General features: G+C 34.6%; 16 protein-coding genes and 2 tRNA genes. 8 read left to right on the top strand and 10 right to left on the bottom strand.

The window, feature by feature from the left end:
- Window positions 1–63: 63 nt before the first annotated feature.
- Together clpP and clpX are read left to right on the top strand one after the other, a co-directional pair.
- The gene (gene clpP, locus J8281_RS09770) at window positions 64–738 is read left to right on the top strand and encodes an ATP-dependent Clp endopeptidase proteolytic subunit ClpP (RefSeq protein WP_210197432.1); all 675 of its coding nucleotides are present in this window, start codon (window positions 64–66) and stop codon (window positions 736–738) included.
- A 175-nt stretch (window positions 739–913) separates the two neighbouring features.
- Window positions 914–2,146 carry an ATP-dependent Clp protease ATP-binding subunit ClpX gene (gene clpX, locus J8281_RS09765; RefSeq protein WP_210197431.1) on the top strand — a complete coding sequence of 411 codons (1,233 nt, stop codon included), beginning with the start codon at window positions 914–916 and terminating at the stop codon, window positions 2,144–2,146.
- A gap of 201 nt (window positions 2,147–2,347) precedes the next feature.
- On the opposite strand, the gene J8281_RS09760 is transcribed toward clpX, so the two are convergent.
- Window positions 2,348–2,674 (bottom strand): hypothetical protein, encoded by a 327-nt coding sequence (locus tag J8281_RS09760; RefSeq protein WP_210197430.1) that lies wholly within the window; start codon window positions 2,672–2,674, stop codon window positions 2,348–2,350.
- A 216-nt stretch (window positions 2,675–2,890) separates the two neighbouring features.
- On the bottom strand, window positions 2,891–4,423 hold the full coding sequence (locus J8281_RS09755; protein ID WP_210197429.1) for a GH3 auxin-responsive promoter family protein: 1,533 nt from the start codon (window positions 4,421–4,423) through the stop codon (window positions 2,891–2,893).
- Window positions 4,424–4,538: 115 nt separating this feature from the next.
- On the opposite strand from J8281_RS09755, the gene J8281_RS09750 reads away from it, so the two are divergent.
- The gene (locus J8281_RS09750; RefSeq protein WP_210197428.1) at window positions 4,539–5,333 is read left to right on the top strand and encodes a DUF2797 domain-containing protein; all 795 of its coding nucleotides are present in this window, start codon (window positions 4,539–4,541) and stop codon (window positions 5,331–5,333) included.
- Window positions 5,334–5,351: 18 nt separating this feature from the next.
- On the opposite strand, the gene J8281_RS09745 is transcribed toward J8281_RS09750, so the two are convergent.
- The 6 genes from J8281_RS09745 to J8281_RS09720 all read right to left on the bottom strand — a co-directional run bounded on the left by J8281_RS09745 (window position 5,352) and on the right by J8281_RS09720 (window position 14,526).
- Window positions 5,352–6,806, bottom strand: coding sequence for an aspartate aminotransferase family protein (locus J8281_RS09745; RefSeq protein ID WP_210197427.1), 1,455 nt, complete (start codon window positions 6,804–6,806; stop codon window positions 5,352–5,354).
- Window positions 6,807–7,005: 199 nt separating this feature from the next.
- Window positions 7,006–7,446: a hypothetical protein gene (locus tag J8281_RS09740; RefSeq protein WP_210197426.1), complete on the bottom strand. Its 441-nt coding sequence runs from the start codon at window positions 7,444–7,446 to the stop codon at window positions 7,006–7,008.
- A gap of 78 nt (window positions 7,447–7,524) precedes the next feature.
- Window positions 7,525–8,805, bottom strand: coding sequence for a hypothetical protein (locus tag J8281_RS09735; RefSeq protein ID WP_210197425.1), 1,281 nt, complete (start codon window positions 8,803–8,805; stop codon window positions 7,525–7,527).
- Window positions 8,806–9,502: 697 nt separating this feature from the next.
- The gene (locus tag J8281_RS09730) at window positions 9,503–10,771 is read right to left on the bottom strand and encodes a hypothetical protein (RefSeq protein ID WP_210197424.1); all 1,269 of its coding nucleotides are present in this window, start codon (window positions 10,769–10,771) and stop codon (window positions 9,503–9,505) included.
- Window positions 10,772–10,962: 191 nt separating this feature from the next.
- Entirely contained in the window at window positions 10,963–13,623 is a 2,661-nt protein-coding gene (locus J8281_RS09725) for an AsmA-like C-terminal region-containing protein (RefSeq protein ID WP_210197423.1), read from the bottom strand.
- Window positions 13,624–13,818: 195 nt separating this feature from the next.
- Entirely contained in the window at window positions 13,819–14,526 is a 708-nt protein-coding gene (locus J8281_RS09720) for a queuosine precursor transporter (RefSeq protein ID WP_246849063.1), read from the bottom strand.
- Window positions 14,527–14,634: 108 nt separating this feature from the next.
- Between J8281_RS09720 and folK the strand changes: the two genes are divergently transcribed.
- Window positions 14,635–15,768 carry a 2-amino-4-hydroxy-6-hydroxymethyldihydropteridine diphosphokinase gene (gene folK / locus J8281_RS09715; RefSeq protein ID WP_210197422.1) on the top strand — a complete coding sequence of 378 codons (1,134 nt, stop codon included), beginning with the start codon at window positions 14,635–14,637 and terminating at the stop codon, window positions 15,766–15,768.
- A gap of 155 nt (window positions 15,769–15,923) precedes the next feature.
- On the opposite strand, the gene J8281_RS09710 is transcribed toward folK, so the two are convergent.
- Window positions 15,924–18,110, bottom strand: a complete 2,187-nt coding sequence (locus tag J8281_RS09710) for a T9SS-dependent choice-of-anchor J family protein (RefSeq protein ID WP_210197421.1) — start codon at window positions 18,108–18,110, stop codon at window positions 15,924–15,926.
- 135 nt (window positions 18,111–18,245) lie between these two features.
- A complete protein-coding gene (locus J8281_RS09705) occupies window positions 18,246–18,779 on the bottom strand; it encodes an RNA methyltransferase (RefSeq protein WP_210197420.1) in 534 nt (177 codons plus the stop codon).
- A 239-nt stretch (window positions 18,780–19,018) separates the two neighbouring features.
- On the opposite strand from J8281_RS09705, the gene mutS reads away from it, so the two are divergent.
- From mutS to J8281_RS09685, 4 genes are all read left to right on the top strand, one after another.
- Window positions 19,019–21,646 carry a DNA mismatch repair protein MutS gene (gene mutS / locus J8281_RS09700; RefSeq protein WP_210197419.1) on the top strand — a complete coding sequence of 876 codons (2,628 nt, stop codon included), beginning with the start codon at window positions 19,019–19,021 and terminating at the stop codon, window positions 21,644–21,646.
- Between the two features lie 116 nt (window positions 21,647–21,762).
- Window positions 21,763–21,834 (top strand) — tRNA-Gly (locus tag J8281_RS09695).
- Window positions 21,835–21,853: 19 nt separating this feature from the next.
- A tRNA-Leu gene (locus J8281_RS09690) sits at window positions 21,854–21,938 on the top strand.
- Window positions 21,939–22,148: 210 nt separating this feature from the next.
- On the top strand, window positions 22,149–23,597 hold the full coding sequence (locus tag J8281_RS09685) for a BLUF domain-containing protein (protein ID WP_210197418.1): 1,449 nt from the start codon (window positions 22,149–22,151) through the stop codon (window positions 23,595–23,597).
- Window positions 23,598–23,858: the final 261 nt, after the last annotated feature.

The raw sequence follows: 23,858 nt of genomic DNA, 5'->3' as shown, positions 1-23,858 counted from the left end.
AGGCGTTAAACTTAGCTGGGTTTAACGCCATTTTTTATAAATAATTTTTTCAGAAAAAGAAATATGGATTACGGTAAAGAATTTGAAAAATATGCTACAAAACATCATGGTATCAATAGTAATTACTATGATCAAATTATAAGTAGTATGCACCCTATGGGGATGACACCCAATATCATTGAAGAACGGCAAATGAATATCGCGATTTTTGATGTTTTTTCCAGATTAATGATGGATCGAATTATATTTCTGGGAACAGGTATTAATGATCAGGTAGCAAATATCGTTCAGGCACAATTACTATTTTTAGAAAGTGTAGATTCTTCTAAAGATATCCAGATTTACATCAATTCGCCTGGGGGAAGTGTATATGCAGGTCTTGGTATTTATGACACCATGCAGTTTATAAAACCAGACGTGGCCACAATTTGTACTGGGATGGCAGCATCTATGGGAGCAGTTTTATTATGTGCGGGTCAAAAAGGAAAACGATCTGGACTACCACATAGCCGTGTTATGATTCATCAACCTTTGGGAGGGGCTCAGGGACAGGCAAGTGATATTGAAATTACAGCTCGTGAGATTTTAATTTTAAAAGAAGAATTATATAAAATTATTGCAAAACATTCTGGGCAGACTTATGAGAAAGTTTATGAAGATAGTGATAGAGACTATTGGATGAAAGCAGATAAGGCGCTAGAATACGGAATGATAGACGAAATTCTTAAAAGAGAATAATAATAGTTACACTTTTGTAAGGAGGAGTTCTTGTTTCTGACTTGTTATATACAAGAATTATGTTTTACCAGTACATAATTAAATACAAAGAATTTCGTTTTATCAACTATGCACGTTCTAAAGGTGATATGTTGAAATAAACCCTATTAGAATAAACTGAAACTAAATAACAATCATGGCCAAAGAAGATTTAGAATGCTCTTTTTGTGGGAGAAAAAAGCCGGAAACCAACTTGCTTATTGCAGGACTAGATGCGCATATTTGTGATCGATGTATCGTCCAGGCACACGGAATCGTAGTAGAGGAGGCGAAAGATGAAGAAGCAGGCGAGTTAAGCAGTGAGTTGATGTTGCGAAAACCAAAAGCAATTAAGAAATTTTTGGATGAATATGTGATAGGGCAAGAGTTTACCAAAAAGATCATGTCTGTAGCCGTATACAATCATTATAAAAGATTATTACAACCCCAGTCTGAAGATGATATAGAAATTCAAAAAAGTAATATCATCATGGTTGGGCAAACGGGAACCGGAAAAACCTTAATAGCAAAAACCATTGCAAAAATGCTTAATGTGCCTTTGGCTATTGTTGATGCAACTGTGCTTACTGAAGCAGGATATGTGGGAGAGGATGTAGAAAGTATTTTGACACGGTTACTCCAGGCGGCAGACTATAATCTGGAAAAAGCACAACGCGGTATTGTTTTTATCGATGAAATAGATAAAATCGCCCGCAAAAGTGATAATCCTAGCATCACAAGAGATGTTTCTGGAGAAGGAGTACAACAAGCGTTATTAAAATTATTAGAAGGTACCATAGTGAATGTGCCGCCAAAAGGGGGGCGTAAACATCCTGATCAAAAATTTATCGAAGTCAATACCGAAAATATATTGTTTATAGCCGGAGGTGCTTTTGATGGGATTGAAAAAATGATCCAAAAGCGCTTAAATATGCAAGCCGTAGGGTACAGTGCTTCTAAAACTGAAGATGCTATAGAAAAAAACAACTTACTTCAATATATCATTCCGAAAGATCTAAAAGACTTTGGTTTAATTCCGGAAATTATAGGAAGGTTACCTGTATTGTCTTATATGAATCCCTTGGATGCAGAAACATTAAGATCCATTCTTACTGCGCCTAAAAACGCTATAATTAAGCAATATAAAAAGCTGTTCGAAATGGACAATATCGCATTTTCTATTACAGAAGGTGCGCTAGAGTATATCGTTGAAAAAGCTATGGAATATAAATTAGGTGCTCGCGGACTTAGATCACTTTGTGAAGCCATACTTACAGATGCTATGTACGAGTTGCCAGAAAGCGATGAAGCCGAATTTAGAGTAACTAAAGATTATGCAGAGAAGAAATTGAATAAGTCTACGATTAAAAAGTTAAAAGCAGTTTCTTAATCGATACAGTCGAAATTACTTTAATTTTGTTATGGCGATTTGAGATCTACTCTTGGAACACAATCATAAAATATGATGATACTCTTTGCGACTTGCTTCGTAATTAAAAAATTTGGCGCTATAGATTGTCTTGTAAGCTAGACATTAAAATGGCGATACTTGAATGTGTTTTTATACATCCAAAAAGAATGATTTGCACTATTAATCAGAATATGACACTCGGTCTTTGTTAATTCGAATCATATCTTCTGTATTTTTCAAAGCAAGATTTGCACTCTCTTTCAGGTCAATATCCAAATTATTTTGACGTAAAAGTGCTTCGTAAAAGGTAACTTTCGAAATTTCACTATAGCATGTAGTATCTTCTTTCAAAAGTACCGAATGTAAGACATGCAATGCAGAATCCTGATGAGATACTACTTCTGTTTCAGCAATGAGATGTGTGTTTTCTGAATTAACTTGAGTGTCTTGCGCACGAGTTACAGTGACAAAAAATAAAGTTATAAATAGTGTAGTAACAATTTTCATATTTTGGGACTTTAAGAATTTCTAACTATCTGTTATCAAATTTAATATGAAAAAAATAAGCGTAAAAGAGATTTGGAAACTTTTAGACTAAACCCCTTTTTTAAACGATGAAATACGCTGTTTTTTGTTAAAAAATATAATTCTTACATACATTATTTATGGTAAAACCGTAATTTTTGCACATTTTAAGCTATTTTACTTGTATATTGGGATTTGTTATGAAGGGAATGAGGTAACTTGATTAAGTGTAAGTAATTCTTCTAGATATACTCTCGTATTTGATAATCGGGGGATTTTGTGTTGCCCTCCCAGTTTATCTTTCATTTTAAGCCAGTCATAGAACAAATTTTTTCTAGCCACTCTTAATTTAAGGATAGTTAATGTCGTATCATTATAGCGTTTTGCTTCATAATCACTATTCACATTTTGGAGATTTTGATCAAGAATTAGGGCAAAGGCATTTAAGTCTTTTGGTGTTTTTTTGAATTCAATTACCCATTCATGAGCGCCTTTTTCTTTTCCTTCCATAAAAATAGGTGCAACTGTATAATCGACTATTTCACTTTCGGTGATCTTTGCAGTTTTTCTTAGTGCTTCTTCCGTATTTTCTATAATAAGTTCTTCACCAAAAACGTTGATATGATGTTTTGTTCTACCAGAAACTTTAATTCTATAGGGATGGATGGAGGTAAAGCGAATGGTGTCTCCAATTTTATATCTCCATAAACCGGCATTTGTGGTAATAATTACGGCATAATTTTGTCCAACTTCGACTTCACTCAAAGGGATTACTTTTTCTTGGTCGGTATTATAGGTATGCATCGGGATGAACTCATAAAAGATTCCGTAGTCTAACATTAACAACAACTCAGATGAGTCATTATGATCTTGTATGGCGAAGAAACCTTCAGAAGCGTTGTAGATTTCGTAATACTTAAATTTATTTCGAGGTAAAATTCTGGCGTATTGATCGATATAGGGATCAAAGTTGACACCCCCGTGAAAATATACTTCCAGATGATTCCATATCTCAAAAAGATGGTCTTTGCCTGTCGTTTCGAGTACTTTATTTAGCAGTACTAACATCCACGAAGGAACACCAGCCAGGCTGGTTACATTCTCCTGAATCGTTTCGTTAACAATAGCCCTCATCTTAAATTCCCAATCACTCATTAATGACACTTCGCTACTTGGTGTAGAACTAAAATCGGCCCAAAAAGGCATATTATCGATAATGATAGCAGATAGGTCTCCAAAAGAAGTGCCATTTTCTTTATACAGTTCTTTGCTGCCTCCTAGTCTAAGGCTTTTACCCGTAAAAAGTTGAGAGTTTTCGTTATTGTTAAGATACATACACAAAAGATCTTTGCCCGCAGCAAAATGGCAATCCTCAAGGGATTCTTGACTTACCGGAATAAACTTACTTTTGGCACTTGTTGTACCACTGGATTTGGCAAACCATTTGATGGGTGTTGGCCAAAAAATTTGATGTTCTCCCAGGCGGCTTCTTTCGATCATGGCTTCATAATCTTCATAAGATCGAACAGGAACGCGCTCTTTATAAGTTTCGTAATTATGTATAGTATCAAAGCCGTACCTTTTTCCAAATTCGGTGTTTTTTGCTGTTTCCAACAACATATGTAATAATTCGTGTTGCACTTCATTAGGATACTTTAAAAAAAGTTCCATTTGATGAAATCGTTTTTTTAAAAACCAGCTGGCAATAGAATTAACTAAAGGGATTGGCATTTTTTGATGTATCTTTATGCTCAAATAGTACGTAACATACTATTTTTGGTTGTTGTCAACTAAAATAGTAAAAAAATTACATTCTTTTTGCAAGAATAATAGCGAACCAAATTTTATGCAGTATCAAGGAGTGCTTACCAAAATGCAAACCGAGATTGGTGATCCTATCCAATATTATCTGGTGTTTGAATCAGACTTTATACATGTCAATCAATTATTAAATAAACAGGTACAAATTAGATTTGTAGGGTATCAATGTCTGGCATGTGGTAAAAACAAAAAAATATATCGGCAGGGATACTGCTATGATGATTTTTTTAACCGACCAGAAGTAGGGGACTGGATTATGCGACCAGAATTAAGTACCGCACATCTTGGTGTCGAAGACCGAGATTTGGCTTTTGAAAAAAGAGTGCAATTACAACCTCATATCGTTTATCTTGCAAATTCTAGCAATGTAAAAGTTGGTGTGACCCGCAAATCACAAGTACCCACACGCTGGATAGATCAAGGTGCCCATGAAGCTATTGAGATAGTTGAGGTCCCTAATCGATATCTAGCCGGAATAACAGAGGTTGCTCTTAAAGCGCATGTAGCCGATAAAACGAATTGGCGTACGATGCTTAAAAATGAGATCAAAGACGAGGATCTGGTAGTCTATAAAAATAAATTAAAAGCGCACATTCCCGAAGAGGTTAAACCTTATTTTGTTGAAGATAATAAAGAAACTACACTGCATTTTCCGGTATTACAATATCCAAATTCAGTAAAGAGCCTTAATCTCGATAAAACGCCAGAGTTTTCAGGTATTTTAAAAGGAGTAAAAGGACAATATCTCATTTTTGAAGATCACACCGTTTTTAATGTGCGCAATAGTGAGGGCTATGTCGTTGAGCTTACTATTAATTAGTCGTTCTAGACTATATTTTTATTGTGGTATTAGTTCCAGAAGTATTTCTTCTGCATAACCTTCGCACTGTTTCAAGGTGGTTGTGATATCTTCAAAAGTGGTTCTGGGATTGATAAGACACATTCTTATGACCACCTGATCATTTAAAAGGGTAGTCACTAACAAGGCGTCTCTAGAATCTATGATCTTTTTAGAAATACTTTGATTGATTTGATCCAGTTGTGTTTCAGAAAGATGCTGATCTATGGGATTATACCTGAAGTTTATGATCGCTAGTGTTGCCGGTGATGTAATTTCCCAAAGTTTACTTTGTCTTAAATGCTCTTCTGTTTTTTCAGTACTATCAATAGCATAAGTAATTGCTTTTTTAAAGGATTCTAACCCAAAAGTTTTAAGCGACATGTATAATTTTAATGCTCTAAAACGCCGTGTCAGCTGGATACCGTGATCATAAAAATTAATTTCTGATTCGTTTCCTTCAATATCTCTTAAATATTCAGGCTTTTCAGTAAAGGTATGACTTAGCCAATTATGATTTTTAACGAGTAAACAACCCATTTCGTAAGGTTGGAAGAACCATTTATGAGGATCCACCGTAAGCGAGTCAGCCTTTTCTATGCCTTTTAATAGTTTTTTTCCTTTTTCTGAAAGTATGGCAGCTCCACCATAAGCACCATCTATATGAAACCATAAATTTTCGGTTTCGCATATCGATGCTATCTCTTCTAAGGGATCAACCGTTCCTGTATTTGTGGTTCCCGCAGAAGCGATAATACAAAAAGGTTGTAATCCTTCTAAGCGGTCTCTGGCAATACTATTTTTAAGCTTATTGATGGCTATTTTAAACTCTAGATCTGTGGGTATGATTCTAATTTGTTCTTTCTTGAAACCAATTACCTTTATAGCTTTGATATTAGAAGAATGCGCCTGATCTGAAAGATAGATCGTAGCTTTAGAAAAATCACTGCCACATTTTAGTCTTCGGGCGGTAACTAGTGCGGTAAGATTAGCCATAGAGCCGCCGCTGGTAAAAATTCCGCCACCTGCTTTCTTAGGAAATCCAAACATTTCTAATAGCCAATTCATGGTTACAATCTCTAACTCTGCAGCTGCAGGAGACGAGGCCCATCCTCCTGAAAATATATTGAAGCCTGTTGCAATCGTATCGGCCATTACGCTTATATAATTACTTGGGCCGGGTACAAAGGAGAATGACTTTGGATGCGTTACTATATTGCTATTGGGGATAATATGATTCATTACAAAATCTAAGACCTCATAAGGGGGTTGTGGATGCTCAGGAATCCCCTCTGCCAGTAGTGAATCCATTTCTTCTCTTGTTGCAAGAGCAACGGGTTTCTTAGAATCTTGAGTTTCAAAATGCGCTACAATATGGTCAATGATCTTGTATCCATATTGTTTCATTTCTTCTTTGGTTAGCAATAATTTCGAATCCTGATTACTATTCGTCATGGTGGTATTCCTTTTTTTCTCTTTTCGGAACAAATGTAATGATCAAACAGCGTTATTTACTTGTAAATTTTAATTAAAAAATGGTATCAGTATGGCTGCAGCATACCAATTTGTTATCATCATAAAAAAAGAAAGCGGTATTAGCCGCTTTCTACCCTCGTTAATTTGATAATTTAACAATAATACAAATTACAATTTTTTAAAAACTTCCGTTTACGCCTATTCTCATCTTTTTGATAATCTCTTCAAAATAAAGAACAGTCCAGATTATTTTTTCTGTGTCGGCATATGCGACTAGCTCTTCAATAGCTTCGTATGTGGTTACTAGACTCTTTTCTATGGTTTCTTTGTTGTTTTTAAGAATTTTTACATGTCGAGAATCCTCTTTGATCCCAATATCGCTTAATTTAACTCCGGCCTCATTGGTAAGTGATAAAAGTGGAATCACCGTCATTATTTCTCTAACCCTATCTTTATAAAGACCGATAAGGTCTCCTTTTTTCAAATTCTGTAAATCTTCTATCGTATGAAACTTGTTAATTTGTTTATCCTGGGTAAATAATACAGCCTCATTCGTTTTTTGACCAAAAGCCATATGAATTGTAAAAAGAAGTATAAAATGTAGTATTAATTTGGGCATGGTATTCTATTGTAATTAAATTTATATTCTAATCATTTTAATTGGTTTTACGGTATACGAATCCCTAACAGATCGCTATTACTGCATCACCATGTAGGTGTTAAGAGACTTTTTTAATTGAAATTTGGGTATCACATTGTTTTTTGGATCACTAAAGAGATCATCGACGCCAACAAAACTTTCAGTAAATCTATTGTATTTTAGAATATCCAGAGATTCTTTTAATAAAGATTGATTGGCAATGTCTACACCTTTACTATGAATATTGAAGAAACTATTATCCATCATAAACGACTTTTTTATTAAAGCTATAGAAGTATAGGATCGATCAAATTTTACTACATCAGAAAAACCAGATATTTTAGAGTTATGAATATAGGTTAATCCAGAATTCGTTGTAGAAATAGCAGCAGTAGTATGCTGATAGTTACTTTTATTGGATAGGTTTATCAAATCTGCGTTGCTAAAAGTAACATCGGTTACATCATCAGGTCTTATATATCCCGTTTCTTTATTATACCCATCAATCTCTATGGCATAAGAACCTTTTGGGCTAGACACCAGAGGATGGCGTATAGCAATCACATGGCTTAAGTTTCCTTTAAAACCTTCAGACATACTATAATCGTTTTCTTTTGCTTTTAAAGAGATTAGATTTTGCATATTGTTACTTCCTCCATGAAAATTGAACGAATCTTGACCAGAATAACTAATCATTACATGATCAATTACAGAAGATGATCCTATACCGTAAAGGGATAGACCGTTTGCTCCTTCTTTTCTTTTTACAGTATTACCGGCAAACTCTATTCTTACATGACTAAGTATAGTAGTTTCTTCGTTATACTGATTGCCTCCGTAGATAGCATATTGCGGTTGGAAATTACCATCGATCAAACCATTACCAGATACCGTATTGACTTTACCTGATCCTGCTATTATGATTCCTCCCCAATCTCCATTATTTCTGGATTTAGGAGCTTTATTAGAAGTAAAAACTATAGGGTAGGCTTTTGATCCCAAAGCAATTAACTTCGCTCCTTTGGTTACTATTAAATTAGCCGGATTTTTATGGTCACAACGTATAACAGTACCTTCTTGTATCGTTAATGTTGCCTCATTGGTTACATATACATCACCAGACATAAAGTAAACGATATCATTTCTTAGATACATATGACTGGATATGATGTGAGGTAGTTTTTCTTCGGCTTCTGGATAATCTGTCTTATTAGGAGAAAAATTAGTCCATCCTTTGACCCATCTGTTGTCTTTTTCGCTAAAATTTTGTGCTTGACTAGTGTTAAATTGTAAAAAAAGTAAAATGAGGGTAGTAGTTACAAAAAGTTTTTTTTGCATTGTTTTGTATTTTGGGGTTAAAGTTCTAAAAGAAATGATTTCTCGTTTCTTTTTTTTGGGATTACTAAGATAATAGAGTTTTGTTAAAATTAATTACGCTTTTACCGTAAACTTTGTACGTTTACCGATATTTTAACTAAAATTATAATATAATTATGAGTAAATTTCTTACAAAATTAGAAAACAATGATTTGATAATCAATAATTTAAGTATTGTTTATCGTTAAGTATAAAAGAATAAACATAATAGTTAAAAATTCACTAAAACTTCAAAAAAAGGGGTGAATTCCCCTATAATTTTATCTTTCCTATCGTCATTTTGCATTAAAGTTCGAAGTCGGATTACTGTTGAAAATGTCAATTTGATAACTATTCGTATAAATTTTATTGAACTATTCTGAGTGTATGGCAACAAAAATACGCAAAATGTCGGGCAGGCTTAATCAATACATCCCGACGTAATTATATGAAGTTAAGTTGGTCGTTAGTATTGACCTGAGTTTGATTATTACTCTATTGATGTTCAGAAATCCCATTTTGTTTCAGTCATCTCGTGCGAGGTCGAAAGGTTATTTTTAAGTTCATCAACCAAGTATCAATTGAGCCGGTCCTGAGCTCTAACGAAGGGCTCGACAAACCTGCGAAAGGAAATGAATACTACTCTACAAGATAATAATCGAACTGGGGATCATAGTATTTATTCCATAACCGTATAAGAATTAGAATCTTTAATCGTGAATTTAGGTTTTTTTGTATTAAATGGGTCTGTAAACCAATCTTCGGCATTTTTAAAATTATTGGTGTACATATTATACTGTAGTAATTGTGAAGTATTATCTATTGCAGATTGGTGATGTGTTAAAACGGCAGAATTATGCACGTTGTACACACTGTTTTCTAATAAAAAATAATGTTTTAAATCTTGAAATGACGTATAAGAGGCATCAAATTTTACGACATTTGCAAAACCTGAAATTCTTGAATCAGTAATAGTAAGAGCAGCTTGGTTTTTGGTGAATATAGCCGCTGTAGTATGCATGTAATTTCTTTTTGTAGATAAATTGATTAAAGAAGCATGTTGAATACTCACATTTGATAAGAAATCTGAAGAAATAAACCCTTCATTCTTGGTATATCCATCTATCTCTATGGCATAAGATCCGCTGGCGTCTGTTATATAGGGATGGCGAATTGCCATAATAGTACTTAACTTACCGCGATAACCCAAAGTAAAATCATAATCATCACCTTTGGCTTTATATGAAATAAGATTTTGTAGATCTACCGTACCTCCAAAACATGTAAAAGAATCATTCTCTGAGTAGCTTATCATAATATTATTAAGGATAGACTTTTTTCCCAAAGCATATAGTGATAGGGCATTATATCCTTTGGATTCTTTTACTTTTTTTCCTGCAAATTCTATCCTAACATATGATAATTCTGTGGTAGCTTCATTCTCCTCTGTTCCGCCATAAACCGCATATTGTGGTAAAAAATCCCCTTCGATAACTTTATAAACGGCCAAAGCATTGGTTTTTCCTGATCCTGCGATGACAATACCACCCCAGTCTCCTGATTTTCTGGATTTTGCTCGATTATTTGACGTAAAGACTATTGGAAAAGCTTTGCTGCCTTTAGCAACCAACTTAGCACCTTTGGTAATGACTAAATTTGTCATCCCCTTGGTATCGCATCGTATAATAGTACCTTCTTGTATGGTAAGTTGGGCATTGTTGGTAATATATACATTCCCTGATAATAAATAGGTGTATTCGTTGCTTAAATAGAGGTCTTTGTCTATACTATTCTGAAGTTTTTTTTCAGGTTCAGGATATTCTGTTTCGATAGGATTAAAATTTGTCCACCCTTTAAGCCATAACGCTGGATTATCTATAACGTCTTGCGAATATGAAGAAACAGAAATTAGTAAAACTACAATAAAATATACCACATTAGATTTCATAGCCAGCTATATTATTTTGTACTAGTTTAACAATATCAATTATAATTATTCTATTGATAACTAATATGTTAGTCTTTGAATAACCTAACTTTATCTATTTTATTGTATGTGTTTTTCGTAATTTATAAACTCTTTTGGTAGGCCTTACATGGTTTGTGCTCTCGTAACTATATGTATCAAAATAATGACCGCTAATTTTTGGTTTTAGTAGAATCTTTTTTCTTTTTCCTACCCAAAAATCCACCCAAAATATTCCTGGCTGTGTTCTTCAGGGTTTCTTCGGGTTTTGTTTTTGTAGTGGTTGCCGAATCGTTTTTCTTTGTCGAAGATCCTAAAAGATCAGAAAGCACCTTGCCTCCCTTATCCTTAATTTTATCTTTTGCTTTGTCTTTCTGTTTAGCTATAATTTGCTGAGTGAGATTTTTAACGGCTGATCCAAGCTCAAGGTCTACTTTTGGGTTCGTAAAATTACCGGTAATACCAATGGGCAAAGATACTGTCATCGTATTGGCTTCTTGTTCAGATAGCTGAGAAATTAATCCAGAAGTTTCATTACCCAAATATTTTGCAGGTATATCCAAGGATACATTATAATTCATACTTTGATCAAAGCTATGGCTTCCTCCCGCTGTAATTTTAATACCTTTTACCACGAAATCAAAAGGTGTTACGTTGATTTTACCATCATCAAAACTCAAATTAGTTTTGATAGTTTCAAGGTTCAACTTGTCTAAGTCAATAAAGTTAAGCCTACTGTCTAATTTGGATAAAAGAGGTGTTTTGGTGGTAGAAACTTGCGCGTTTAGAATTTCTGCAAGTGCTTTTCCTTTAAGTGACGTGAGTACGGGTGTTAAATTTTCATTCAGGCGCCCGTTAAGATTAATTTGAGTGGTAAGATTACCTGTCAACGCTCTGGCGATAGGCGCTAGCCCTTTTACTAATTCGAGGTTGTTGAAGGATTGAACAATATCAATCTGATTTAAATCTAAGGCCATATTAAAAACAGGCACCTTAGATTTAGTAGATACATCGCCATTAAATGCTAAACCTCCATTAAATATGGTAGAAGTCACATTTTGTAAATAGGCAGTTTCATCTTTTATTGTAACAGTACCTTTTGTATTTGATAATTGTAGATTATCATAAACTACTTTTTGAGTATCAAAATTAAGGGTAGCATCTAGAAACGATGGGATTCTCATGGTCTCATCTGCTGCTGTTGCAGGTGTTGCAGGATTACTTTTATTTTCTTGATTTTCAGGTTGTTCGGTTTCTGTTTCGGCAATCATGAAATCATTTACAGAGAAGACATTAGATTGTACATCAAAATTTCCTTTTAGATCTTGTTTTGCAAATAAAAACCCCATCAGGTTGGCAATAGTCCCTGTAGCGCTAATGTCAGACGTACCTGTAGTAGCTTCTAGTTGTTCCAAAGAAATTGTGCCGGGCTTAAAATTTATCTGTGCAGTAGAAACATTAAGTGTATTGGGTAACTCTGGCGAGGCATATGTGAAATCTTTTATCATAGCAGATCCACTACTCTTAACATTTTGATAGCGTTCTTTCTCTAAAGACTGCATATCAAAGTTGGACGTAAGATCGGCGGTTACAATGCCGTTTAGCTCTTGATCCAGGTCCAAAGGATAAGCCTTTTCTAGATTTTCCAGATGTAGTAGTCCCTTAAGCCTCATATCGACCAATACGTTTTCTATGAGATTTTTTAATGTGCCTTGAGCTGCAAAATTATCTTCTCCGATATTAAAATTGAGATGATTTATAGCTATGAACGTATCATTGGCGAGTCCGGTTTCATTTTTAATGAATACATCAATCAAAATATTTGAAACACCTTTAGGCAAATCGGGATATTTAAAGGACGCATTTTGAGATTGAATTGCAATATCGAGCGTAGGAATACGAGTTTCATCTGTTTTCCCTTGTATTGAACCTGCTATAGAGAAATCACCAGTAGTTTGCACTCCGTCAAGGTTTTTGGCATAAGCCTCAGGAATAACCGCTAAAAAATTCTTAAACTCAGAGGTGGGTGTTTCAAAGCTGAGATCAACATCGGTATATTGGTCAAATAGCTGAACAAAACCGGTAAATTGTAAGGGTAACCTATTTAGTAAAGCTTTATTCTCTTTAAAAGCATATTTTTGATTTTTAAGATCCAATTCTAATTGTGCATCCAGTTGTAGTTTGTTTTTATCGAGATACCTAACATTGTCAAATCCAAAAGAAGCATCAGTATCTGTATGGGTATCTAAAATAACCTTGTCGCCAGATACCGAACCATCACCACTGTGATTAAAATGTTGCATTTCTAGTAGGGTTTGGGTACCCTCATCTTTATAGGTTATGTTACTATCGTTAATTTCATAGTGTTCTAAAGAAAAAGTGAAATCCCCATTTTCTTCATTTACCGAATTGCTTTGCGGTGTTGTTTCAGATGTTTTAGTAATATCATAATTTGAACTACCAAGGGAGTCTATTTTTATATGCACAACAGCCTGATCAATAACTATTTTCTGAACACTAATCGCCTCATTAGCACTTTTAAAAAGCTCGTTCACCGACATATCCAGAGCAATCGTTTTAGAATACGCCAAGGTATCACCTTCGAAAGGCGCATAATTAATGATAGACAAATCATCAATTACAACTGACGCTTGAGGGAAACTTCGTAGTAAACTAATATGAATATCGGCGAAATCAACCTTTGCATTTACATGCTCATTTACCAGGTGTCGTACTTTATCTTGTAGAGTCCCTTTAAATAAAAAAGGAATAGAAATTAAAGAGATGATAAGAAGTAAAACAATAATACCGAAGATTTTCAGTGCTTTTTTCATGGTTAGGGTTTTTAATATTCTCGTAGAATGATATCTCAATGTACTCTACATGTATAATCCATCTCATATGGTCAACACAATTTCTCGTATGAATTTATGCAACACGTATAGATTACTAAATTGAAATGCTATCATGCAAAATAACAATTAAATTACAAAGGATTTTAATGTTTTTGAGTTAACTATTTGTTACAATCATATTTCTAAAGCAAGTTCACCGTTTTGTTTCATACCAAAGCGACGTCTAAACAGGTATACTGCCAAATATAATAGCGGCGTATCCAAAGCTGCCACCAAAACTTTAAATAAAAAGCCATTCAGCAATAAGACACCAAAACGTTCCCATTCTATAAGACCAGATATGCATAAAAGCAGAAGAACCGTTAAAGTATCTATAAATTGTGAAGAGAAGGTTGAGAAGTTGTTTCGTACCCATAGATATCTTCCGCGTGTTAATTTTTTCCAGAAGTGAAACATCTGTATGTCGATATACTGGGCAAAAAGATAAGCCAACATCGACGCAAAAACAGCAATACCGGTAGCCCCAAATACAGTATCGAACAAAGGGTCATCGATAGGCGACCACGATGTAGCAGGAACCCAAGCAGAAGCGCTTACTATAATTAACGAAAAAAAGGAAGCAAATATTCCTGCCGTTACAATTTGATTGGCTTTTCTTTTTCCATACACTTCACTAATAATATCTGTAATTAAAAAGGTAATAGGATAGGGCAATATCCCTACAGAGATTTCAAACGTATAGATGCCAAAAAAATCCCAGTAAAAAAATTTCTGAAAAATTAAATTAGAGACTACTAAAGAGGATATAAAAAGTGATCCTAAAATGAAATAAATTCGATATGCTACTTTTTGATCTTTAAGATTCAATAGGTGTGTACTCAAAATAGTATTCGTTGATAATACTTCATCAAAATATAAGGTGAAGTGATTTTGTTTTGCTTAATTTGCTTCTAAAATAAGGAGTTCTGGTCAGAATATAAATATCCAACTTTGAAAACAGCGCATCTACTCTATATTTCATTAGGAAGTAATATAGGAAATCGTCTTGAATTTATTGAAAAAGCTATTGCCAAAATTTTTAAAACAATTGGAGATGTGCGATTCATATCCGGAGTTTACGAAACTCCTGCTTGGGGGTTTGATAGTAGCGACTTTTTGAATTCTTGCATTTTGGTAGAAACTTTTTATACCACCTTAGAAGTATTGGATCTACTTATGCAGATAGAACAGGATCTGGGAAGAAATAGAGTCAATAGTAAAGGATATCAGGATAGAACTATTGATCTGGATATTATTTTTTCTTCGGAAGGAATCATAGAGACAGCCAATTTAATAGTTCCTCATCCTGCAATGCACGATCGAAGGTTTGTTTTAACCCCACTGGTAGAGATAGCACCTACTGAAGAACACCCCATCTTTAAAAAAACAGTATCCCAATTACTAAAGCGTACGTCTGATACTTCTGAAATAAGAAAAACCGAACTCACACTAACACCTCCTAAAACATCGTATAACGTATCACAATTTGAATATTTGACTATCGAAGGTAATATCGGAGCCGGAAAAACGAGTCTTGCCCAACTACTTTCAAAAGAGTTTAATGGAAAATTGATTTTGGAACGTTTTGCCGATAATCCGTTTTTGCCTAAATTTTATGAAGATATGGAACGGTATGCTTTTCCGCTCGAAATGTCTTTTCTTGCCGATCGATACCAGCGAATCCAGGAAGATATTGCGCAATTTGATCTTTTTAAAGATCTGGTGATAAGTGATTATGATGTATTCAAATCCCTAATATTTGCCAAAGTAACCTTGCAAGAAGAGGAGTTTACCTTGTATAAGCGTGTATTCGATATTATGTATAAACATCTCGTAAAACCGGGTTTATACGTATACCTGTATCAAAGTACTGAGCGTCTTCTGGAAAATATTCAAAAAAGAGGACGATCATATGAACAAAATATATCGCCTACCTATCTTGATAAAATTAATAAGGGCTATTTGCAATTCATAAAATCAAAATCGGCATTTAATAGTTGTATTATTGACGTAACTGATAAAGATTTTATAAAGAGCAGAGCCGATTATATCGCTATTTTAGATGCTATGGTTGAATCAATTTAATTATGTAGTGCATAAAGAGCTGTCTAAAAGGCCGTAAATTGTCATTAAAAATTTAATTTTGAAGTAATGTGCTATACCCTAGTGGTAACTTACTTCTATTCATTTTATTACAAAAGACTACTTTTTAGACAGCGTTACAAAAAATAAAAGCAAATTTATTGTTTTATGAGTTTTTTGGTTATTTTACGATCTCCATTGTCTATGATCACAAAATATACTCCATTACTAAGCGTGCTTGTATCATAGGTAGTAAATCCTCTAGTTGAGGATATAATGTCTATTCTTTTTCCTGAAAAATCAGTAATTGTAACTTGTACAGGAGTATTGTTTTTAGCAATTTTTGAATGTTGAATAGTTAACAATCCAGAAGCTATTGGATTTGGAAATATCGCGACAGTAGTAGCTGTAGTACTTTCGGCATCATAGATATCACTATCAGCACTATCTGATCTAATATTTAAATTATCAATGGCCATGTCACTTCTAAAACCAGATCCTGTTGTTCCTTTAATTTGTAATTTAACAACGGTACCATTGTAAGCCGACAAATCAATATTTTGTGTGTTCCAATTATCTCCTTGATCTCCGTTTTGACTCCAAATAGTTGACCAAGAATTGCCGTCATTAGTTGAGATTCGTATCTCTAGACTTCCCATATTTGAACCATACATATGATAATCGAAGGTGAGTTGTGAGTTTATATCGTTAGTTAGATCAATACAGGGACTGGTGAGTAATGCAATTTTATTAGGAAAACCAGTTCCATTACCTGATGCTTCAGTAAATGCGTAATTATCGCCGTTAGAAGGTGCCGAAGGTCCTGTGTTTGAAGACGGAGTTGTATTACTATCCAAAGTCCAGTCAATATCGTCACTGGTTTCTTGAATCCATGAACCAAAACCAGGCTCGAAACTTTCTCTATAGGGATAACTAGTAATACCATCACACGTACTAGGAAGGGAGGTGGTCCCTGAACTAATACGAATATCATCAATTGCGATATCACTTCTCCAGCTTGATCCTGTTATTCCTTTAAACTGAAATTTGACTATTCCAGAATATGAAGAAAGGTCTACGATGGCTTCATTCCATGTATCCCCTTGATCTCCGTTTTTACTCCATATCGAAGTAAATGAATCACCATCGTTTGTGCTTATCAATACTTCCAAAGTTCCCATATTCGCACCCAACATATGATATCCAAATGATAGCGACTTATTCGAAGAAGAACTCAGATCAATACATGGACTATTAAGAATGGCTGTTTTGTTTGGGCTTCCTGGTGGATCGACATTTGTAGAAGCTTCGGTATAGAGATAAGATGAGCCATCTTTTGCATTTGAAGGGCCTGTACCGCTAGATGGCGTACCGCCAGAATTGTTTGACCAATTAATATCATCTCCGCTTGCATTTGACCATGATCCAAAACCAGATTCAAAACTTTGTCGATAAGGAAAATTGTCGACGATTGTGCAAGGTGTTGGATCAGTTGTGTTGAGCAGGTAAGCTCTGTCTGATTGAAGAGAAGCTATAATAGCATTTTGTTGCTGACTTGTAAATCCTCCTGTACGACAGCTTTTACGGGTATAAGACATTACGTTTCTTGTATCAGGTTGATAGCTATCTCCGTTAGTATCTGTTGCCGAACCAGTATAGTTACAACTCGAATTCACCGAACTACTGCTAAGTCTTGGATCTGCCGGGGTGTCACAAAAAAAATCTCCGGCACCATTACAATTCGTACGTCGTACGAGTTCACGGCCGTTCGAGGTAGAATGTGTGTGTAGTATAGAAAAATAATGTCCTAATTCATGAGCAGAAGTGGATCCATTTTGAGAGCAAGATGCTTTAAGGACAGCACGATTACCAGTACCAGGAAATTTTGCATATCCGCAGATACTACTGCTACCAGAACGTACTTGGCTAAAATAAAATATATTAATAGCTTCAGCTATTTCGTATTGCCGTAGCTCACTGTCATTACTTTTATTAAAGGAAGAGTTCCACGTACTATTATCGATAAATCGTACAGGACCATTTGCATAGAACGAAATGTTCATAGGTGCATAAGTCGTATTAAGTTCATCCATAACATTTTGAATCTCTGCACTAGATACAGCTGGATTGTTTCCGCTAGAGTTTCGTGAAACGTGATGCTGTACAGGCAATGAGACTGGTGAAGATAGGCTTTTGGTCTTGGCGATAGTAACAAGTCTTTTAAGCATAAAAGCACCGTAATCTTTTGGTGGTTCTGCACCGCATTCTGCTGTTTGCGCAAACCCTTCATGAACGGTAATATATAGTACCGCACATAAAACAATAAGTTTTTTGTTTAATTTCATGAGTTTGATTTTTAGTTATTTATAGTAGTTATATAAATAGACGTAAAAAACACATACATGCCCTAGTATGAATACAGTTTTTTTATTAATTTAAATAATCATAATGTTAAAAAATTGAGATTTTGTAAGGTTTTTTTATAATTTATTAAATAAATCCCAGACTACAATACCTGCGCTTACCGATATATTTAACGAGTGTTTGCTTCCATATTGCGGAATTTCAATCACTGTGTCACTTTTAGAAACTACCTCTTGCTGTACACCTTTAACTTCGTTACCAAAAATTATGGCATATTTCTGGGAGGCTTCAGGAACAAAATCATTAAGCATAATAGCATTTTCGGCCTGTTCTATTGCGAGGGTTTGTATACGCTGTTCTTTTAGACTTTGAATCAGTGATAACGTGTCTTCATGATACTCCCAAGCAATGGTGTCAGTAGCACCTAGAGCCGTTTTTTGAATATCCTTATGAGGCGGTGTAGCCGTAATACCACACAAATATATTTTTTCAATTAAAAAGGCATCTGCTGTTCTAAAAACCGACCCTATGTTGTTTAAACTTCTAACATTGTCAAGAATAATGATAAGTGGTGTTTTCTTTGCAACTTTAAACTCGTGAATAGTTTTGCGATCAAGTTCGCTGTTTTTTAATTTTCTGTTTTTTTCCATTGGTGCAAAAGTATTATTTATTGTCATTCTGTAGTAGGCCAGAATCTATTAATATAAATTCTCGCCTACGCGGGGATAACACTTTTATGAAACTTTTTTACAAATATCAACTACCAAACTACCCACTAACTGCTACCCGGTAAATAATTGTGGATAAAATTGAATAACTCACTAGTTGGATATTTCGATTACAGTGAGGGATTGGGTATTTTAGCATAGATGACTAAATATGATGTCGAATGGCAGGAAAGAATGGAAAAAAAGTAACTCCTTTGATGAAACAGTACAACGCTATAAAGGCAAAATATCCTGATGCGTTGTTGTTATTTAGAGTAGGAGATTTTTATGAAACTTTTGGCGAAGATGCTATTAAAACAGCAGGTATCTTAAATATCGTTTTAACCAAAAGAGGAAACGGAAGCGAGATGGAGACTGCTTTGGCAGGGTTCCCTCATCATTCTTTACACACCTATTTACCAAAATTAGTAAAAGCAGGAGAGCGGGTAGCGATTTGTGACCAACTAGAAGATCCCAAGCAAACAAAAACCATAGTAAAAAGAGGGGTGACCGAGTTGGTAACTCCTGGAGTTGCATTAAATGATGAAGTACTACAAAGCAAAAGCAACAATTTTCTTTGCGCTCTGCATTACGGCAAAAAAGAAATAGGAATCGCTTTTTTAGATGTTTCTACCGGCGAATTCTTAACTGCACAGGGAGACGTTTCTCATATGGATAAATTACTACAAAATTTTAATCCAAGCGAAATACTCATCACAAAACCCAAAAAACAAATTTTTTGCCAAGATTTTGGTCAAGATCATCATGTTTTCTTTCTCGAGGACTGGATTTTTAAAATCGATTACGCTATTGAAACCTTAACTAGTCATTTTGGTACCGCTTCGCTAAAGGGATTTGGTGTAGATCATTTACATGAAGGAATTATTGCAGCTGGGGTGATTCTACATTATCTCAACGAAACACAACATCATAAGCTAAAGCATATAACAGCAATTCAGCGTATTGCTCAAGATCAGTACATCTGGATGGATCGATTTACCATTCGCAATTTAGAACTGTATCAGTCTAGCGCTATGAATGCCGTCACATTACTTGATGTAATTGATAAAACCATATCTCCTATGGGTGGGCGTACTTTGAAACGATGGTTGGCACTTCCGTTAAAACATATTTCAGCGATAGAGAAACGTCATGAGGTAGTTCAATTTTTTATGGATAACTCAGAATTACACCACAAAATTCAGCATCAAATTAAACAAATAGGAGATATAGAACGTTTAATTTCTAAAGTAGCTACGGCAAAAGTAAATCCGCGAGAGGTTATTCAACTAAAAAATTCTCTGGATGCTATTGTACCCATTAAATCTTTGGCAGTTCAAAGTCAAAATGAAGCTTTGAAAATTATAGGAGATACGCTACACGATTGTGAAGTGCTTCGTCATAAAATAAAAGAAACCTTACATGAAGAAGCACCCGTTAATGTGCTAAAAGGGAATACAATAGCCAATGGATATGTAGAAGAGCTCGATGAGTTGCGATCGATCGCTTTTTCTGGAAAGGATTATCTTGACAAAATGCTAGAGCGCGAAACTGAAGCTACGGGGATTACGTCTTTAAAAATTGCATCAAACAATGTTTTTGGATATTATATTGAGGTGCGTAATACGCATAAAGATAAGGTACCCGATACCTGGATTAGAAAACAGACATTAGTAAGTGCAGAACGATATATAACAGAAGAACTCAAAGAATATGAAGCCAAAATTTTGGGAGCCGAAGAAAAAATACTGGCTTTAGAACAGCAGCTATTTGGCGATCTTGTTCTTTGGATGAATGAATATATTAAACCAGTGCAACTTAACGCAGCGTTAATTGGTCAATTGGATTGTTTATGTTCTTTTGCACAATTAGCAAAACAACATCAATATGTACGACCTTTGATCGATGAATCTTTTGATCTCGAGATCAAAAATGGGCGTCATCCTGTTATTGAAAAACAATTACCCCCTGGAGAACACTATATTGCTAATACAGTTTCACTACATAGAGATCATCAACAGATGATTATGATTACAGGGCCCAATATGAGTGGTAAATCGGCAATATTACGGCAAACAGCATTAATTGTTTTATTAGCCCAGATGGGTTGTTTTGTCCCTGCCGAAGAAGCCAAAATCGGGATAATCGACAAAATATTTACAAGAGTAGGCGCTAGTGATAATATTTCGATGGGTGAATCTACCTTTATGGTAGAGATGAATGAAACTGCTAGTATTTTGAATAATATTTCAGATCGAAGTTTGGTTTTATTAGATGAAATAGGTCGTGGTACGAGTACGTACGATGGGATTTCGATTGCCTGGGCTATAAGCGAGTTTTTGCACGAACATCCTGCAAAACCCAAGACTCTTTTTGCAACACATTATCATGAGCTAAATGAAATGTGCGAGACCTTTACTCGTATAAAAAATTATAATGTATCAGTAAAAGAGCTAAAGAATAACGTATTGTTTTTACGAAAACTAATACCTGGTGGTAGTGAACATAGTTTTGGGATTCATGTGGCAAAAATGGCGGGAATGCCTCAACAAGTTTTACACAGGGCTAATAAAATGCTTAAAAAGCTCGAAAAATCCCATAGTAGCTCTGCATTAACCGATAAAATCAAAGGAATGCAGGAAGAAGATGAATTGCAGCTCAGTTTTTTTAATTTGGATGATCCTTTGCTTGAAGAGATTAAAGATGAAATTCTCGATATTGATATCGATACATTAACCCCTGTAGAAGCATTAATGAAGCTGAATGAAATTAAGCGTATGCTCACCAGAAAGAAAGCTCCACAAGTGTAAAATTTTCTATTCTTTTTTAAAAAAACACTTTGGTATTATTAGAATTGTTTTAAATTTGCACCTGCCTAGCCAAAAGCTAGTCTTGCATTTAAGAATTGCAAAGTTCTTTACATAACGCGAAAGTAGCTCAGGGGTAGAGCATCACCTTGCCAAGGTGAGGGTCGCGGGTTCAAATCCCGTCTTTCGCTCTGAGATAAAACATACCACGCTGAAGTGGTGGAATTGGTAGACACGTTGGACTTAAAATCCAATGGCCATTTAGGCCGTGCGGGTTCAAGTCCCGCCTTCAGTACAAACCCTCAAAATTACTTATTTTGAGGGTTTTTTTGATTCATATTACCTTTGAGCTTTTAGATTAAATTCATAGCATCTTCGTAATCATTTTGTCTAAAAAGATCATTTATGATAGCATTTAATAGTGCGCATTAAGGTTCGTCTTTTTTTCAATAACATTCAATAAATTTTGTACATTGTATACTCTAATCACAGCAATCAAATTGTTATGCTTCACGTAGAACGAAAAGACGAATTAGAACAACTTCGTCAAATGTCTAATTTTTTCAATGCAAAATTTGATAAAAGGTATAATTCGGCACGTTTGGATTTTGACAATGAGCATGGCAAAGGCTATATCGCTACCTATAAAATGTTTCCTGGTCTTGTTGCAAAAACATATAATGTTAAACTAACAAGAGAGTTTAAGTTTACAAAAAAAGAAAAAGGAATTGCACCTACATACTTTATTTATTGTGTTAAAGGTCACTATATGCATAAGTTTTATGGAGAACAATCCTATAAAAAAATATATACAAATCAGAATGTGATACTATCTGGGGGCTTAGACAAGGGGCACGAAATTGTATTTCCTCCAGAGATTGATTTGCAAATCAGCCTTATTTTTTTGAGTCCCGAAAAATTTAGAAAGGTACATCATAAAAAGGCAAAACGTATAGAGGTTGCAATGCAAGATCTTGCTAAGGTTTTTACGTTGGATAAAAAAGAAAAGTATTTTGGAGAAATTGACCCGGGAACAGCAGAATTTTCGAGATTATTAATAGAAAATAAACGTTTGGATACGTTAGGTGTTATTATTACGGAAGGCGCCATTTTAAATACGCTTGGCTCTCAACTTACTAATCACGAGAAGCGCAAAACTGAAAAATCTTCAGCACTATTGTCTAACGATAATTTGGATAAGATCTTACAACTTGGAGAATATATTAAGGAGCATATATACAGAAAAATAAAAATCGAAGAGTTAGCCGAAAAATCAGGGATCTATCCAAAAAAACTTCAAAAAGGTTTTAATGCATTATTTGGAGAATCAATAGCAAATTTAATTCAAAGGCTCAGGATGGAAAAAGCCAAAGAACTTCTTCAATCTACCGAGCTTTCTATTTCAGAAATTAGTTACAGTGTTGGGATTAGTAGCCTTAGTTACTTTTCAAGATTATTTCAAGAGCATTACGGGGTATTACCTTCAAATTATAGAGCAAATGTAGATACGTCTAGTTTGATATTTGAACTAAGTTATCGCTCTAAAGCTAATTCACAATTGCAAAATAGCGATATAGAAGCTATCTTGGATACTTCTAGAAATCATAATGCACAACATCAAATTACAGGCGCTCTTATCCATTTTAAAGGAGAATTTTTTCAATTATTAGAAGGTAACAAAGAGGTGGTGCTCCAACTATTCAAAAAAATAAGAGCAGATAAGCGTCATTATGATGTAAAACTTGTATATACGGGACTTAAACCTTCTCGCATATTCAATGATTGGTCAATGGCATATTTAGACAATAAATATATAATACCACCTAATGGGGCTGTTGGTAGTTTATCAACTTCACATCTTGATCGTATCATGGATGGTCTAGAGGATCAAGAAATATTGTCTGATATTTTATGGAGAAGAATACTTACACTGTTAAATACACCTGCGGCTTAATACAAAATGAATTAAACTCGAATTATCTCGCGATTGTTAAACCTGGATTATGCATTACAAAATCTATTACGCCTTATAATATTACAATAGTCATCTTTAAATTTTCAACATTTATTTGTGCCTCAAAAGAGTGAACTACCTCAAGGTCGTTTTTACCCATTTCACGAATAAAGTGTTTCTCTATTTGTGTTAAAAATGTTCTTAATTGTATTAAGGGAATACCTTAATTTCATCCCAAAATTTAATCGAAATTACTAGTAA

The sequence above is a fragment of the Aquimarina sp. U1-2 genome (assembly GCF_017897595.1).
Lineage (GTDB): Bacteria > Bacteroidota > Bacteroidia > Flavobacteriales > Flavobacteriaceae > Aquimarina.
This window is presented reverse-complemented; position numbering and strand designations above follow the sequence as displayed.